Origin of the sequence: Robinsoniella sp. KNHs210, from assembly GCF_000686105.1 — a bacterium.
GTDB classification, from domain to species: Bacteria; Bacillota; Clostridia; order Lachnospirales; family Lachnospiraceae; genus Robinsoniella; species Robinsoniella peoriensis.
In genome coordinates, this window is sequence record NZ_JMLZ01000002.1 from 5,587,341 (window position 1) to 5,601,751 (window position 14,411).

Sequence of the window (14,411 nt, forward strand, 5' to 3'; positions counted from 1 at the left end):
TGGCAAGTGCTGATTATTTTTCTCCAATGACACATAACCACCCATGTTTGGGATGTTTACGGACGCGAATTTTTGAAAAACCAGCTTCCAGCATCGCTTTTTTCAAACCAAGTGCAGAAGGAATATGCATTTTCAAAAGCTTTGTCACTTCCGAATATTTGTCAGGATCATCGTCTACAGACTGTACCATTTCACATATAATTGCCAATCTGCCGCCGGGCTTTAAAACCCGGAGTACTTCTTTTAAGTCAGAATGAATGTCCGGCCAGAAATAAATGGTTTCAATAGCGGTTACCAGGTCGAAAACATGATCCCGAAATGGCAGGTTGGAGACACTGGCTTTTAAAATATCTGCCCTTCCATTTGCAATAAAATGGCTGTTTTCTTTTAGTGCACGTTCGATACAAAGAGGAGAGTAGTCTACACCGTAGACTTTTCCCTGGGGAATTAACTTCAAAAGGCGACGTACTGCTTTTCCGCCTCCGCATCCAATATCCAGCGCTTTGCAGTCCGGCTCTGGATCCAACTGGTAAAGTGCCCATTTTGTCAGGCGGGCATATCCTAAATTCATTTTATGAATCATCAGACTGCCCCATGTCCCTTCCGGGCGGCGGGCATTTTTTGTGAGATTTTTTATCATATTCGATGGCTCCTTTTCCGGAGTATTATTCCAATACGTTTCATGCATTTTTCAAATACTCTCTTGTGTAAAAGTTCGTACAATCCATTATAAAGCGGGCAGGGGAGTGTGTCAACTCTTGGTCAATCAAAAAAAATGCCAGAAATTTCAGGGTTTGTTTTGTCCAATTTGCACAAATAAAAAAGTAAATATAGTTTGAAAATGATGGAAAATCAATTTTATTTATGCACTTTTTATATGTATATTGACTTAAAAGAAAGTTTCGTATAGAATGTCAACATATCAGGACAAACGAAAGAAAATAAGAAGAAATGGAGAGGTTAATTATGAAAATGAAAAGAGCTTTAGCATGGTTATTGGCGGGGACTATGGTTGCTGGTTTGACGGGGTGCGGAGGCAGTTCAAACAGCAAAAGTACGGAGGTGTCAAAAGATGGCACCCGGGAAGAAACACAGGCGGGTTCCGGGGAAGCTTCCGGAGACCAGATTACCTTACGTATGGCATGGTGGGGATCACAAAGCCGACATGATGCCACCAATAAGGTAATTGAAATGTATGAGGAACAGAATCCAAATGTAAAAATTGAAGCGGAATTCTATGATTTTGACAGCTATTTTACAAAGCTGGATACTTTAGTGGCTGCTGATGATGTATGGGATATTTTCCAGCTGGGAGGCAATTTCCCCAAATATGAAAATAACATAGAGATGCTTGGCAGTTATATCGATAATGGGACAATTGATGTAAAGGATACCACGGAGTCATTTTTGAAAACAACCCAGAATAATAACGGGGATCAGGTAGGTATCTCTATTGGAACAAATACATATGGAATCGCATATGATCCTGCTGTTTTTGAAGAGGCCGGATTGACAGAACCATCCGATGACTGGACCTGGGAGGAGTGGAAGCAGGACTGTCTTACAATCACAGAAAAGCTGGGGATTTTTGGTACTTCCAAAATGGATAACTTTATTGCCGGGGTGACCCAGAGAGTGTCTCAGACAGAAAAAGATGCCAATTTCTTCAATAAAGAAGGCAATGGGCTTGCCTGGTCAGACGCAAAGCCGATGGCAGATTATCTCTCTATGATAAAAGAACTGACCGATGCAGGATCATATCCCGATGCAGGAGCAATTAAAGAAATAAAGGATATTGAAAATGATTATCTGGTTACGGGAGATGCAGGTATGACCTGGGTTGCGTCCAACCAGATCAATTCCATTATCAATGCTGCGGGAAGAGAAATCAAGATTGCACCGGTTCCCCGTATTACAAAAGACGGCGCTTACGGCATGATTGTTCAATCCTCACAGATGCTTTCTATTTCAAAAAACTCCAAACAGAAAGAAGAAGCAGCAAAATTTGTAAATTACTTTGTAAATGATTTAGAGGCAAATAAAGTGTTAAACGGAGAGCGCGGTGTTCCTATCATGTCTAAGGTAAGAGAGGAAGTAAAAGCGCAGGCGGATGACGCAAATAAGGTGATTTATGACTTTGTTGATAAAATTGGTAAAATCCCTTTGGAGGACAGTAATGTAATCAGTCCGGAACCCAAGACAGAAATTGAAGACCAGGATAAGCTGTTAGTAGAAAAAGTGCAGTATGGAGAATTAACACCGGAGGAAGCGGCACAGAAATTAGTAGAATTTGCCCAAAGCAAATTTAATTAAAATTGCTGACATCCATGGAAGAAAAGGAGAATGGATATGGAAAAGAAACAAAGCAGTAAATTCCAGAAGTTTATACATAACAATAATACGGCAGGTTATCTGTTTTCACTGCCATTTATCGTTGGATTCCTGGGATTTACCCTGATTCCAATATTAGTATCCATGTACTATTCGGTAACAGATTACAAATTAGGGCAGGATGCTTCTTTTATTGGTATGCAGAATTATTTAAGTCTGCTGACGGACGAGCGATTTATGAATTCGATGAAAGTGACCGTTATTTACGTTGTGATTTCCGTTCCCGTAAAATTGGCATTTGCCCTTCTGGTTGCATATCTGTTGACAAAGAAGAGAAAAGGCGTTACTTTTTACCGATCTTTATATTATGTTCCCTCATTGATCGGCGGCAGTATTGCAGTAGCCCTGGTATGGAAGACAATCTTCTCTACCAGAGGCCTTGCCAATGCTATTCTCACCGGAATAGGCATGAAGAAGATTTCCTGGCTTGGAGATCCAAATGCGGCAATGGGAATTCTTATTGCTATGGCTGCATGGCAGTTTGGTTCCTCTATGATTATTTTTGCAGCAGGGCTAAAAGAAATTCCCGGAAGTTATTACGAAGCGGCAGATATTGACGGAGCAAATAAATTTCAGAGGTTCTTCAAGATCACCCTGCCATGTCTGTCCCCTATTATTTTATATAATCTGGTAATGCAGACAATATCAGCATTTATGTCTTTTACCCAGGCATTTGTAATTACCCAGGGCGGACCAAACGATGCAACGAATTTCTACGCGTTATATGTATATAAACATGCGTTCCAGTATTCCAATATGGGTTATGCCAGCGCTATGTCCTGGATTATGCTGGTTCTGATCAGTGTCGTTACACTTGTGATATTTAAATCGTCAAAATTCTGGGTATTCTCGGAATCAGACCAATAGGATGAAGGAGGATAAGCTGACATGGGAATGAAAACAAAACATCGCTTTGGCACTTTCTTCTACCATCTGTTTGTATGCGGATTTGGGCTGATTATGATTTATCCGGTACTCTGGATGATCAGTGGTGCTTTTAAGAATAACATGGAAATTTTAAATGGCGGGCTGAAACTTTTGCCCCCTAACTGGAGATTTGAGAATTTTACAAATGGATGGTCCGGGTTTGGAGGAATATCTTTTGGGAGATTTTTTGCAAATTCGTTTATTGTAGCTGGTATCTCTACGGCGGCGACCGTATTTAGTTCGGCATGTGTCGCTTATGCATTTGCCAGAATCAAATTCAAGGGAAGCAAGATCTGGTTTACTGCCATGATTTGTACTATGATGCTGCCTGCTCAGATTATTCTGGTGCCGCAGTATATTATATACAACAGGCTTGGCTGGGTGGGAACTTTTTTACCTCTGATTCTGCCCCATTTCTTCGGACAGGCATTCTTCATCTATCAGATGATGCAGTTTGCAAAAGGGATTCCAAGAGAACTGGATGAAGCAGCAACCATAGACGGATGCAGCAAATATTCCATTTTTACCAGGATCATTTTCCCGCTGCTAAAGCCATCTATTGTAACAACGGTAATCATTCAGTTTTACTGGAAATGGGATGACTTTATGGCACCTATGATTTATCTGAATAAACCTAAGATGTATACGGCATCCATCGCAATTAAACAGTTTGCAGATGCTTCCTCTACAACGGATTACGGTGCGATGTTCGCAATGTCCACCTGTTCCCTGATTCCTGTATTTTTCATTTTCCTGGTTTTTAACAAATATCTGGTGGAAGGAATCAGTACCAGCGGATTGAAAGGATAGAATGCTATGATTGACAGACAGTTGCTGCTGAGCAGGCACAATCCCCATCTTGTTTGTGCCAGTATAGAGTCACCGTTAACGGTGGGAAACGGAGAATTTGCGTTTACCGTGGATGTAACCGGGCTGCAGACTTTTTACGGGGAGCAAAAGGAAGCCCATGTACCACTTTGCACTATGAGCCAATGGGGATGGCATACCGCACCGGCAGGAGAAAACAGAGACATTTATTTTAAGCCCTCCCAGGTAGTAAAAACAAAATACAAAAATGGAGACAGGATAGTCAGCTATGCATCTGACTGTCAGCCGGGAAATGAAGAAATCTATCATTGGCTGCGTGAAAATCCCCATCGACTTAATTTATGCAGGCTGACGTTTCTGTGGAATGGGGAAGAGATACCTTCATCGGATATTACAAATGTGGATCAGACTTTGTCCTTGTATGAAGGAATTATAACAAGCAGATTTACCATCTGCGGATACCCGGCAGAGGTGAAGACTATCTGTGCCGGAGAATGGGATGTACTTGGAATTCAAGTGGATTCAGAAGCATTGAAGACAGGGGAGCTCACCGTGGGGATCATGTTTCCTTATGGCAGCAGTGATATTACGGCATCCGACTGGGAACATGGGCAGTGGCATCAAACCAGGATAGCGGATGGGGATTGTACGGATTTAAAAGGAATGGTACATATTCACCGGATCCTGGACAGAGATCAGTATCATGTGATGTTAAACAGGGAGAGTGAGTCTGCACTGACAACGGATAACAGTCATTGCATAAACCTTAGAAATTATGGCAGGATACTGACTTTTACCATAGGATTTTCGGCTGGTAAACAGGTGCAGATACCGGCTTATGAACAGGTGAAAAGCAGCAGCCGCAGGGAATGGAAGAAGTTCTGGGATATTTGTGGAATGATCGATCTCCACCGGTCAAAGGATAAGAGAGCCCTTGAACTGGAGCGCAGGATCATTCTTTCCCAATATCTGCTGAAGCTGCAATCCTGTGGGTCCATGCCTCCCCAGGAAACGGGGCTGACCTGCAACAGCTGGTACGGAAAGTTCCATCTGGAAATGTACCCCTGGCATTGCGCCTGGTTACCGCTTTGGAATCAGGGAGATCGTTTAGAAAAGAGCCTGGACTGGTACCGGAAGCATCTGCAGATAGCAAAAGAGAATGCAGCTGGGAATGGTTACCGGGGGGCAAGGTGGCCGAAGATGGTAGCTTATGATGGGGTAGACAGTCCTTCTTTTATAGCAGTGCTGCTGATCTGGCAGCAGCCCCATATTATCTATATGCTGGAACTGGTTTATCAAAATGGCGGCGGGCAGAAACTGCTGGAGGAGTACTGGGAGGTGGTGAAAGAAACAGCAGACTTTATGTGTGACTTTACCATTTGGAACGAGATGACCGGATATTATGACCTGCCGTCACCGCTGATTCCTGCCCAGGAGGAACATGATCCCGGGACAACGAAAAATCCCACCTTTGAATTAGAATACTGGCATTTTACCCTGCATATTGCTGCCAGGTGGGCAGAACGTCTGGGGAAAGAGTCGGAAAACTGGATCTATACTGCAGAACGTATGGCACCGTCATCAGTGAAAGCGGGGGCTTATCTGGCATGTGAGACCTGTCCTGCCACCTTTGAAGAGTGGGGGCGTGACCATCCGTCCATGACCGGAGCATATGGTCTGATTCCCGGAGACCGTATTCTTAAGAACCGGATGAAAGAAACTTTAAAGAAAGTCTTTGACTGCTGGGACTTTACCACAATGTGGGGCTGGGACTTTGCTATGATGGCAATGACTGCCATAAGGCTGAATGATCCGGAAACTGCAATTGATATTCTGCTGAAAGACTCTCCCAAGAATTCATATGTAATTAGCGGAAACAACTATCAGGCGGGACGGACGGATCTTCCTCTGTATCTGCCGGGAAATGGTTCCCTTCTGCTGGCTGCAGCTATGATGACTGCCGGTTATGCAGGATGCAGGAAAACATTGCCCGGATTTCCAGAGAATGGAATGTGGGAAGTGGAATACGAAAATATACATCCCTTTCCGTATTAATTTTTTTGTTCTAACAGGGAAATCATGGAATAAATTGTATCAGGATTCCATAATTTCCGCACCAAAGGATTTTGGACGGGTCAGTGCAATGCTTTTATTGAATTGCTTCCGGTATTTCAGGGGTGAAGTTTCGGTATGCTTACGAAAGATCTTTTCAAAATAGGTGATGCTATCATAGCCCAGCCGTTCTGCAATCTCCGTGATACTTAAATCCGTTTCCGCGAGCAGAATCCGCGCCTGCTGTATGCGGTTTACATTGATATATTCATTGACCGTATAGCCGGTTATTTCCTTGAAAATTCTGCTTAAATAGCTTTTGCTCATATAAAAATGATCGGCTATATGGGCAAGTGAACAGGCGGAATCATAATTTGCGGTAATAAAGGAGGCCACTTCCGACACCTTCTGATGAGTAGCTGAAGTGGAAAGTGCAGTGGTTGGAGCAGATGAAACACTGTTTGACCAATGGCGCATGGCAAAGAACAAAAGTCTGGCAAGCTTTGTCATCGTCATCATCCGGTATCCGGGATCACAGGTATACATTTCGTCTGCGATTCCATCCAGGAGGGATAGGACATATTTCTGCCGGGGAACATCCAGCTGCAGTACCCCCTGGTTTTTTCGGAAAAACTCAGCCAGAGAAAGTTCCCCTGTAGAAGCAAGAAATGTAGAAAAAGGCTCATCCAGAAATTCGATCACAATACGTTCATGGTAGGAGTCGCCGTACTGACCGGTCTTGTGGATCTGGTTGCGGTTTATGAAGACCAGGCTTCCCTTTTTAATGTGGTAAGTTTGTTTTTCTATAAAATAGTAGCGCTCACCTTCCACCAGATAATAGATCTCATATTCATCATGGGTGTGTTTGGATGGCATGGTAAATTCGTAATCTCGTACGACCCGGTCAATCATAATACCGTCGATACTTTCACTATACAGGACTTTGCGCATATTTGTCTCCTTTGTATGAATAATCTAGTACTCTATCGTTACTGTCCGGATGTACTAGATATAGAATATATAAAACATTATATTATATTTTGTCGTAATGTCCAGTAGTTCATAAAGCTGCAGGTATCGGGTACGCATTGAAAACAGTAATTAATTTAAAGAAAGCAGGTAATCGCATGAAGTATAATCACGACAAAGCATCAGATGTACAAATAACTTATATCGGGGGAGGTTCCAGAGGATGGGCATGGACATTTATGACGGATCTGGCTATGGAACCCCGCATGAGTGGTACCATCCGCTTATATGATATCGACAAAGAGGCTGCAAAAGCAAATGAAGTCATTGGAAATCATGTAAGTGAACGCAGCGAAGCGGTGGGAAAATGGGAATATAAAACTTATGACAGCCTGCAGGCAGCACTGTCAGGTGCAGATTTTATTGTGATTTCCATTTTACCGGGGACTTTTGAAGAAATGGCAGCAGATGTGCATTTGCCCGAAAGGCTTGGAATTTACCAGTCAGTAGGTGATACGGCAGGTCCGGGAGGAATGATCCGTGCACTGCGGACGATTCCCATGTTTGTTGAAATCGCAAAAGCAATCCGTGACCATGCGCCAAATGCCTGGGTAATAAACTATACCAATCCAATGTCTCTGTGTGTAAAAACCCTGTACAAGGTCTTCCCCGGGATAAAGGCTTTTGGATGCTGTCATGAAGTATTTGGCACCCAGAAAGTATTAAAAGGCATTTTAGAAGATACTTATGGATTGGAAGAGGTCAACCGCAGAGATATACAGGTGAATGTTCTGGGTATTAACCATTTTACGTGGTTTGACTATGCATCTTATAAAGGAATGGACTTGTTCCCGGTGTATCGGGATTATATAGAGAAGCACTTTGAAGAAGGGTATGAGGAAAGAGATACCAATTGGGCAAATGTATGTTTTGCATGCTCACACCGTGTGAAGTTTGACCTGTTTCGAAGGTATGGTCTGATTGCAGCAGCAGGAGACCGTCATCTGGCAGAGTTTATGCCGGGAAATGAGTACCTGAAAGATCCAGATTCAGTAGAAGAATGGAAATTCGGACTGACAACAGTTGAGTGGAGAAAAGAAGACCTGAAAAATCGTCTGGACAAAAGTAAAAAACTGCTGACACAGGAAGAAGAAGTAGAATTAAGGCCTACCGGAGAAGAAGGGATTCTTTTGATAAAAGCATTATGCGGGCTTGAACGGGTTATCAGTAATGTGAATATTCCAAACAGCTTTGGACAGATTCCCAATCTTCCGCTGGGTGCAGTGGTAGAAACAAATGCAGTGTTTGAACGGGATGCCATCCGCCCGGTTGTAGCAGGCGGGATACCGGATTCCGTAAAAACCCTGATTATGCCGCATATTGAAAATCATGAATATATCATGGAGGCAGCCATGAACTGTAGTAAAGAAGCTGTTGTAAAAGCATTTCTCAATGATCCGGCATTTACAGGTAAAAACTGCAGTGAAGATGATATTCGCTCTTTAGTCAATGATATGATTGCTGCAACGATGGGTTATCTTCCAGGTGGGTGGAAATAACAGAATAATTAAGAAAGGCGGTCCCATTATCTGATATGATACCTCTTAAGCAGACAAGGTAATAACCAAAATCTACTTAGGAGGTATTTTCATGGGGAAATAGGGAATTAGTTATTATGAAACACTTTTGGAAGACTTCTTACAGGGCTTTTTCATTTTAAATTTTAATTTTAATTTTTCCGGGCGGTCTGGATTCTTTGGAAACCAGCCTTTGGCAACCCGCTCTTCCTGTTCTTTTAATTCTACGATGCTCCAAAAACAGGTGAAGCTTAAGATACTGAACAGGGAAGAGAACATGGTGTTTTCAATATTAACGGTAAGGACTAAGCAAAGAACTCCGGCAAGCAGGAAGAGTGGCCAGATTTTACTGGAGAAGTAGTATTCTCCTTTGATGACGATGGGATGAAACACGCCAATGGTCAAAAATGCAAATAAACCAATCAGTAAACCTTCAAAATACATAAGTTTGTTTCCTTTCTTATTATGAGAATTAATGCTGTCTTTGATACCAGCACATACATTCCTGAACTCGGGTTCCATATTCCTGATTCGCTGCGAACAGGTAGCTGAGCACGCATTTCTGGATATTTTCAGAAGTGGTATACAATTCGGAAGCAATGTTGTCAACCAGATGGTCACGTGCTTCCTGACAAAGAGAAAGATAACGTTCCCCAGCCTGGGTGAAATTGTCTTCTTTTAGAATTTCAGAGCGTTCAATGGAGCCGGAGATACATTCCCCGGTGCCGCTGGAAACCAATTGTCCTGGTGTCCATTTTTCTTCATGATTGACCGGAATATCCCTGAAATCCGGACCAATTCTTCTTCGCTGTGCATCCCAGTAGATAAAGGAACGTCCCTGCAGCATCTTATCTGCAGAAAGCTGGATTCCATCAATCAGGTTAGAAGGGGAAAAGGCAGCTTTTTCTACCTGCTGCTGATAATTATCCACATTGCGGTCTAAGGTGAGGCATCCTACCCTTGTAAGAGGAAATTGTTCCTGATTCCAGACTTTTGTGTCATCTAAAGGATCAAATGTGAGGCTGCAGGCTTCGTCCACATTCATGAACTGAACGCAGAGTTCATACTGGTAGGTTTCACCCCCGGCCAGGGTATTGTATAATTCCTCCCCGGCAATATTGGGATTTTCGCCAGCCAGTTTTGCTGCTTCTTCCCGGGTTAAAGTACATTCCTGACAGGATGGTATCCAATGGTATTTTACATAACGCCGAACTCCTTTTTCATTCTCCCAGACGTAAGTATTGACGCCGTATGTACGCATACAACGAAAACTTGCCAGCGTCCCCAGATCTGAATACAGAAGGGTTACAAAATGAGTCGCTTCCGGAGTTTCCGCCACGAAATTCCAAAATGCCTGTGCATTTGGAATGTTGTTTACCGGTGATGGTGACAGGGATTTGATGGCAGCCGGGAACTTCATGGCATCTCTTACTAAGAATACAGGAATATGGTTGCAGAGAAGATCAAAAACGCCGCAGTCTGTATAGAATTTGGTGGAAAATCCCCTTACATTCCGGGCGGTGTCCGGGGTTCCTTTTGTACTCACGGCAAAAGAAAACCGTGAAAAGGTGTAGGTTACCTGACCTGGTTTCTGTAAAAAGGATGCTTTGGTATAAGGGCGCATAGACTGATAGGCCGTAAAGTATCCAAATGCTCCATAGCCTTTCGTATGTACAGCTCTTTCTATGATTTTTTCATGGACAAAGGTCTCAAGAGTTTCATGCAAAATGGTGTCCTGTAAAAGTACGGGGCCGCCTGGACCAACTGTCTGAGCGTGTTCAACCATGTTATGATTCCGGCATTTTTGGGAAGGGGAATGGGAATCCTGGGTGCATCGGTTCTGACCCATATTGCATCGGTTAGGCTGAGAACCGTATTGATAGTGATGTGGCATGGGAAGTCTCCTTTTTAAATATCGCTTTTTTATTATATGGTAATTTATATAAAATGCAGCTTGGACATTGAAAAGGCATTCATTTTTTTATGAAAGTCTTGTAAAGAATGAAGCAGCATTGTAAAATAAATGCATATAATTGGAATATTTGATTTCAGGAAGGATAAAATAATATGTATATAAGATTATTAGAACCAAAATTTAGTGTGTGCAAGCTTAAGGCAGGGGCAAAGATCCCATATGACGAAGAATTTGTATTTACAGGGAAAACGGACGAAGAATTGTCCCTGGTCTGCCCGGAAAATATGGTTCCGGACCAATTTTTAGAGCGGGAAGACGGATGGAGGGGATTTCGGATAGAAGGGGTGCTGGATTTCTCCATGATTGGAGTTATTGCCAAGCTATCGAAACTGCTGGCGGAACATGAAGTGGGGATTTTTGTAATATCCACCTTTAATACAGACTACGTTTTTGTAAAAGAAGAAAATTGGAAAAAAACAGTTGCGACTTTAAAAACAAACGGATACGGGATACGATAAGCAGGAAATGGAAGAGATAAAAATCTTCCATTTTTTTGTTTTGTGACTTGGTCACGGTAAATGAGAATTAGAACCATTATAATGATATTAAGATAATGATCTTGCGGCGAAACCGATGGAAACCAGTTTTTGCCGGAGTCAAAAATGATCAGAATAGAGGTAATGATAATATGGGTAAAAAAACAGTGATTATTGGCGGGGTTGCAGGTGGAGCCACCACTGCGGCACGCCTTAGAAGACGCGACGAATCAATGGAAATAGTTGTATTTGAAAAAGGGGGCTATATTTCTTATGCAAACTGCGGTCTGCCTTATTATATCGGAGATGTAATTAAAAGCCGCGATGCACTGCTTTTACAGACACCCCAGGGAATGAAAAAGAAATTCAATATAGATGTCCGTATTTACAGCGAAGTAATAAAAATACAACCGGACCGCAAATGTGTTACGGTTCAGAATCTTGAGACAAACGAAACCTATGAAGAAGTATATGATAATCTGGTTATAGCAACAGGGTCATCCCCGCTAAAGCCGCCGATTAAAGGGATTGACGGAGAAGGAATCTATACACTGTGGACCGTACCGGATACCGATAAAATAAAGGCATTTGCAGAGGAAAAACATCCCCAAAGAGCAGCAGTCATCGGCGGAGGATTCATCGGTCTTGAGATGGCTGAAAACTTGCACCGGGCAGGAATTGAGGTAACCATTATTGAGATGCAGGATCAGGTGATGGCGCCAATTGACAAAGAAATGGCGCATCTGCTCCATGAAAACATGCAGATGAATGGTGTGGAAGTGATATTGGGTGATGGGGTTTCCAGCTTTGAAGACCGGTTAGGTACAACACAGATTACCTTGGGAAGCGGGAAAGTAGTAACGGCAGATCTTGTAATTTTATCCATTGGAGTACGCCCAAACAGTATCCTGGCTAAGGAAGCCGGGCTTCAGTTAAATGAACGGGGCGGCATTGTGGTAGATGAATACTTAAGAACCTCAAATCCGGATATCTATGCGGTAGGAGATGTGATTCAGGTTGAAAATTTCGTATTAAAGAATCCTGCAATGGTTCCTCTTGCAGGACCTGCAAATAAGCAGGCAAGGATCTGTGCTGATAATATAGCCGGGGATAAAAAGAAATATCATGGTTCCCAGGGAACCTCCGTAGCACAGGTCTTTGACCTGACTGCTGCAGCAGTGGGAGTAAATGAAAAGACCCTGAAGAAAATGGGCAGGGTAAAGGGCGAAGATTATGAAACGGTCTTGATTAACCAGAAGTCCCATGCCGGTTATTATCCCGGTGCAGTCCCTCTTACATTAAAAATGCTGTTTGACATGGAAGGTAAAATTTTAGGGGCGCAGATTGTGGGTCAGGACGGTGTAGATAAAAGAATCGATACATTAGCAGTCACCATGCGTTTAAATGGAACCATATATGATCTGGAAGAGTTGGAACTTTCTTATGCTCCGCCTTATTCCTCAGCAAAAGATCCGGTTAATATGCTGGGATTTACAGCCCACAATGTACTGGATCACATGGTTTCCTTTATCGGATGGGATGAAATGGATGAACTTCAGGAGCCGGGGGAAGAAAATACGGCTTTTACAATCCTGGATGTCACCGAGGAGATGGAACGTCTGGTATATCAGATTCCCGGGTCTTATCATATTCCGCTTGGAGAACTCCGGGGAAGAATGGGAGAACTGGAGAAAACCCGGATGATCATCGTATACTGTGCCGTAGGAGTCAGGTCTTACAACGGAGCCAGGATACTGATGCAAAATGGATTTGAAAACGTAAAGGTATTGTCCGGAGGTACTGGTTTCTATAAATCAATGCATTATGAGGACAGGGAAGACGAGGAGGATTCAGAAGAAATGGTAAAGGATGATATAAAAGCAGCGCAGGTAAAAGCAGAATCCGTTCCAGCACAAAAAGAAATGAAAATTCTGGATTGCTGCGGGCTTCAGTGTCCGGGGCCTATTATGAAAGTAAATGAAACCCTGGGAGAAATGGAAGAGAATCAGATCCTGCAGGTTTCTGCAACGGATATGGGATTTGTCAGAGATATTGAAGCATGGTGTAAAAGAACAGGAAATACATTTGTTAATTCGGAGCGAAAAGACAGAGAGAACCTTGTCTATATCAAAAAAGGAACCAATGTGTGCCAGGGAGTTTCCCAGGCAGATGCTGTAAGCCTTCCACAGGGTAAGACTTTAATTGTATTCAGCGGAGATCTGGATAAAGTGCTGGCTTCCTTTATCATTGCAAATGGAGCAGCAGCAATGGGCAGGCCGGTGACCATGTTCTTTACCTTCTGGGGATTGAATGCACTGCGTAAAACAGAAAAACAGTCTGTCAGGAAACCATTCATTGAAAAAATGTTCGGTGCTATGATGCCAAGAGGAACCAGGAGATTAAAACTGTCCAGGATGAATATGGCTGGTATGGGAACGAAAATGATGAAGAAAGTAATGAAGGATAAAAATGTAGAATCACTGGAAGAATTAATGCAGCATGCCATGGCAAGCGGGATTAAACTGGTGGCATGCACCATGTCAATGGATGTTATGGGAATAACCAGAGAAGAGCTGATAGACGGTGTGGAACTGGCAGGTGTGGCGTCGTATCTTGGGGACGCGGAAGAGGCTAATGTGAATTTGTTTATATAGGCATTATGTGGAGAGATAACCTTTTAAAGTAATCATGATGTTCCATGTTTCTCCTGCAATTTTAAAAAATTTTGACATTTTCCGAAAATAATACTATAATAACTGTCGGAAATTCAACAGGAGGAACATATGGCTAAAAAAAGACATTTAAAGAAGAAAAATAAGATGATGACAGCTAATGTCATTGAAAATGAAACAAGAGAAGATGCGAAAGAAGTTACAAAAGAAGTAATTCCAGAGGCAGCATCAGTGCAAACAGCGCAGGCTGAAGTGGTTCAAAATGAAGAAAGTGTAATATCTGTTCAGAAAACAGCAGAAACTGATTCTATGACAACGGGCACGGCAGCTAAAAAACGGGCATCGAAGAAAACGAATTTTTACGTGCAGTTTCGTGATGCAGAATATAATGAACAGGATATCATTGCCCAGGTGAAAAAGATCTGGAAGGATGCCGGCAATCGTATTGCGGATTTGAAGACTATGGATGTATATGTTAAGCCGGAAGAAAAAATGGTATATTATACAATTAATGAAGAACTGAGTGCATCATTCGCACTGTAAA

General features: G+C 42.6%; 12 protein-coding genes. 8 read left to right on the top strand and 4 right to left on the bottom strand.

Annotated elements, in window-relative coordinates:
- Positions 1 to 13: 13 nt before the first annotated feature.
- Complete coding sequence (locus tag CD03_RS0130735) at positions 14 to 640, bottom strand: class I SAM-dependent methyltransferase (RefSeq protein WP_027296894.1); 627 nt, start codon at positions 638 to 640, stop codon at positions 14 to 16.
- Positions 641 to 966: 326 nt separating this feature from the next.
- On the opposite strand from CD03_RS0130735, the gene CD03_RS0130740 reads away from it, so the two are divergent.
- Genes CD03_RS0130740 through CD03_RS0130755 form a run of 4 tightly spaced genes read left to right on the top strand, consistent with a single transcriptional unit; the run spans position 967 to position 6,201 of the window.
- A complete protein-coding gene (locus tag CD03_RS0130740) occupies positions 967 to 2,313 on the top strand; it encodes an ABC transporter substrate-binding protein (protein WP_052378062.1) in 1,347 nt (448 codons plus the stop codon).
- Between the two features lie 36 nt (positions 2,314 to 2,349).
- A complete protein-coding gene (locus CD03_RS0130745) occupies positions 2,350 to 3,258 on the top strand; it encodes a carbohydrate ABC transporter permease (protein ID WP_027296896.1) in 909 nt (302 codons plus the stop codon).
- A gap of 21 nt (positions 3,259 to 3,279) precedes the next feature.
- Positions 3,280 to 4,128 (top strand): carbohydrate ABC transporter permease, encoded by an 849-nt coding sequence (locus tag CD03_RS0130750; RefSeq protein ID WP_330373838.1) that lies wholly within the window; start codon positions 3,280 to 3,282, stop codon positions 4,126 to 4,128.
- 6 nt (positions 4,129 to 4,134) lie between these two features.
- Positions 4,135 to 6,201: a hypothetical protein gene (locus tag CD03_RS0130755; protein WP_044289783.1), complete on the top strand. Its 2,067-nt coding sequence runs from the start codon at positions 4,135 to 4,137 to the stop codon at positions 6,199 to 6,201.
- A gap of 39 nt (positions 6,202 to 6,240) precedes the next feature.
- Here the strand turns inward: CD03_RS0130755 and CD03_RS0130760 are convergent, their stop codons facing one another.
- On the bottom strand, positions 6,241 to 7,149 hold the full coding sequence (locus CD03_RS0130760; protein WP_027296899.1) for an AraC family transcriptional regulator: 909 nt from the start codon (positions 7,147 to 7,149) through the stop codon (positions 6,241 to 6,243).
- 176 nt (positions 7,150 to 7,325) lie between these two features.
- Between CD03_RS0130760 and CD03_RS0130765 the strand changes: the two genes are divergently transcribed.
- Complete coding sequence (locus tag CD03_RS0130765) at positions 7,326 to 8,726, top strand: family 4 glycosyl hydrolase (protein ID WP_027296900.1); 1,401 nt, start codon at positions 7,326 to 7,328, stop codon at positions 8,724 to 8,726.
- Between the two features lie 114 nt (positions 8,727 to 8,840).
- On the opposite strand, the gene CD03_RS35415 is transcribed toward CD03_RS0130765, so the two are convergent.
- Positions 8,841 to 9,188 (bottom strand): DUF4491 family protein, encoded by a 348-nt coding sequence (locus CD03_RS35415; protein WP_044289784.1) that lies wholly within the window; start codon positions 9,186 to 9,188, stop codon positions 8,841 to 8,843.
- A 28-nt stretch (positions 9,189 to 9,216) separates the two neighbouring features.
- Positions 9,217 to 10,638 carry a catalase gene (locus tag CD03_RS35420; protein ID WP_197041711.1) on the bottom strand — a complete coding sequence of 474 codons (1,422 nt, stop codon included), beginning with the start codon at positions 10,636 to 10,638 and terminating at the stop codon, positions 9,217 to 9,219.
- A 173-nt stretch (positions 10,639 to 10,811) separates the two neighbouring features.
- Here CD03_RS35420 and CD03_RS0130780 point away from each other — a divergent pair, with 173 nt between their 5' ends.
- The 3 genes from CD03_RS0130780 to CD03_RS0130790 all read left to right on the top strand — a co-directional run bounded on the left by CD03_RS0130780 (position 10,812) and on the right by CD03_RS0130790 (position 14,410).
- Positions 10,812 to 11,177 (top strand): ACT domain-containing protein, encoded by a 366-nt coding sequence (locus CD03_RS0130780; RefSeq protein ID WP_027296901.1) that lies wholly within the window; start codon positions 10,812 to 10,814, stop codon positions 11,175 to 11,177.
- Positions 11,178 to 11,347: 170 nt separating this feature from the next.
- The gene (locus tag CD03_RS0130785; protein WP_027296902.1) at positions 11,348 to 13,849 is read left to right on the top strand and encodes a CoA-disulfide reductase; all 2,502 of its coding nucleotides are present in this window, start codon (positions 11,348 to 11,350) and stop codon (positions 13,847 to 13,849) included.
- A 129-nt stretch (positions 13,850 to 13,978) separates the two neighbouring features.
- Positions 13,979 to 14,410, top strand: coding sequence for a DUF6465 family protein (locus tag CD03_RS0130790; protein WP_027296903.1), 432 nt, complete (start codon positions 13,979 to 13,981; stop codon positions 14,408 to 14,410).
- Position 14,411: the final 1 nt, after the last annotated feature.

What these genes read in the sequence shown, in the direction of transcription:
- CD03_RS0130750 (WP_330373838.1), top strand. Translation starts at nt 3,280, where the DNA reads ATGGGAATGAAAACAAAACATCGCTTTGGCACTTTCTTCTACCATCTG.
- CD03_RS0130740 (WP_052378062.1), top strand. Translation starts at nt 967, where the DNA reads ATGAAAATGAAAAGAGCTTTAGCATGGTTATTGGCGGGGACTATGGTT.
- CD03_RS0130785 (WP_027296902.1), top strand. Translation starts at nt 11,348, where the DNA reads ATGGGTAAAAAAACAGTGATTATTGGCGGGGTTGCAGGTGGAGCCACC.
- CD03_RS35420 (WP_197041711.1), bottom strand. Translation starts at nt 10,638, where the DNA reads ATGCCACATCACTATCAATACGGTTCTCAGCCTAACCGATGCAATATG.
- CD03_RS0130745 (WP_027296896.1), top strand. Translation starts at nt 2,350, where the DNA reads ATGGAAAAGAAACAAAGCAGTAAATTCCAGAAGTTTATACATAACAAT.
- CD03_RS0130790 (WP_027296903.1), top strand. Translation starts at nt 13,979, where the DNA reads ATGGCTAAAAAAAGACATTTAAAGAAGAAAAATAAGATGATGACAGCT.
- CD03_RS0130780 (WP_027296901.1), top strand. Translation starts at nt 10,812, where the DNA reads ATGTATATAAGATTATTAGAACCAAAATTTAGTGTGTGCAAGCTTAAG.
- CD03_RS0130760 (WP_027296899.1), bottom strand. Translation starts at nt 7,149, where the DNA reads ATGCGCAAAGTCCTGTATAGTGAAAGTATCGACGGTATTATGATTGAC.
- CD03_RS0130765 (WP_027296900.1), top strand. Translation starts at nt 7,326, where the DNA reads ATGAAGTATAATCACGACAAAGCATCAGATGTACAAATAACTTATATC.
- CD03_RS0130755 (WP_044289783.1), top strand. Translation starts at nt 4,135, where the DNA reads ATGATTGACAGACAGTTGCTGCTGAGCAGGCACAATCCCCATCTTGTT.
- CD03_RS0130735 (WP_027296894.1), bottom strand. Translation starts at nt 640, where the DNA reads ATGATAAAAAATCTCACAAAAAATGCCCGCCGCCCGGAAGGGACATGG.
- CD03_RS35415 (WP_044289784.1), bottom strand. Translation starts at nt 9,188, where the DNA reads ATGTATTTTGAAGGTTTACTGATTGGTTTATTTGCATTTTTGACCATT.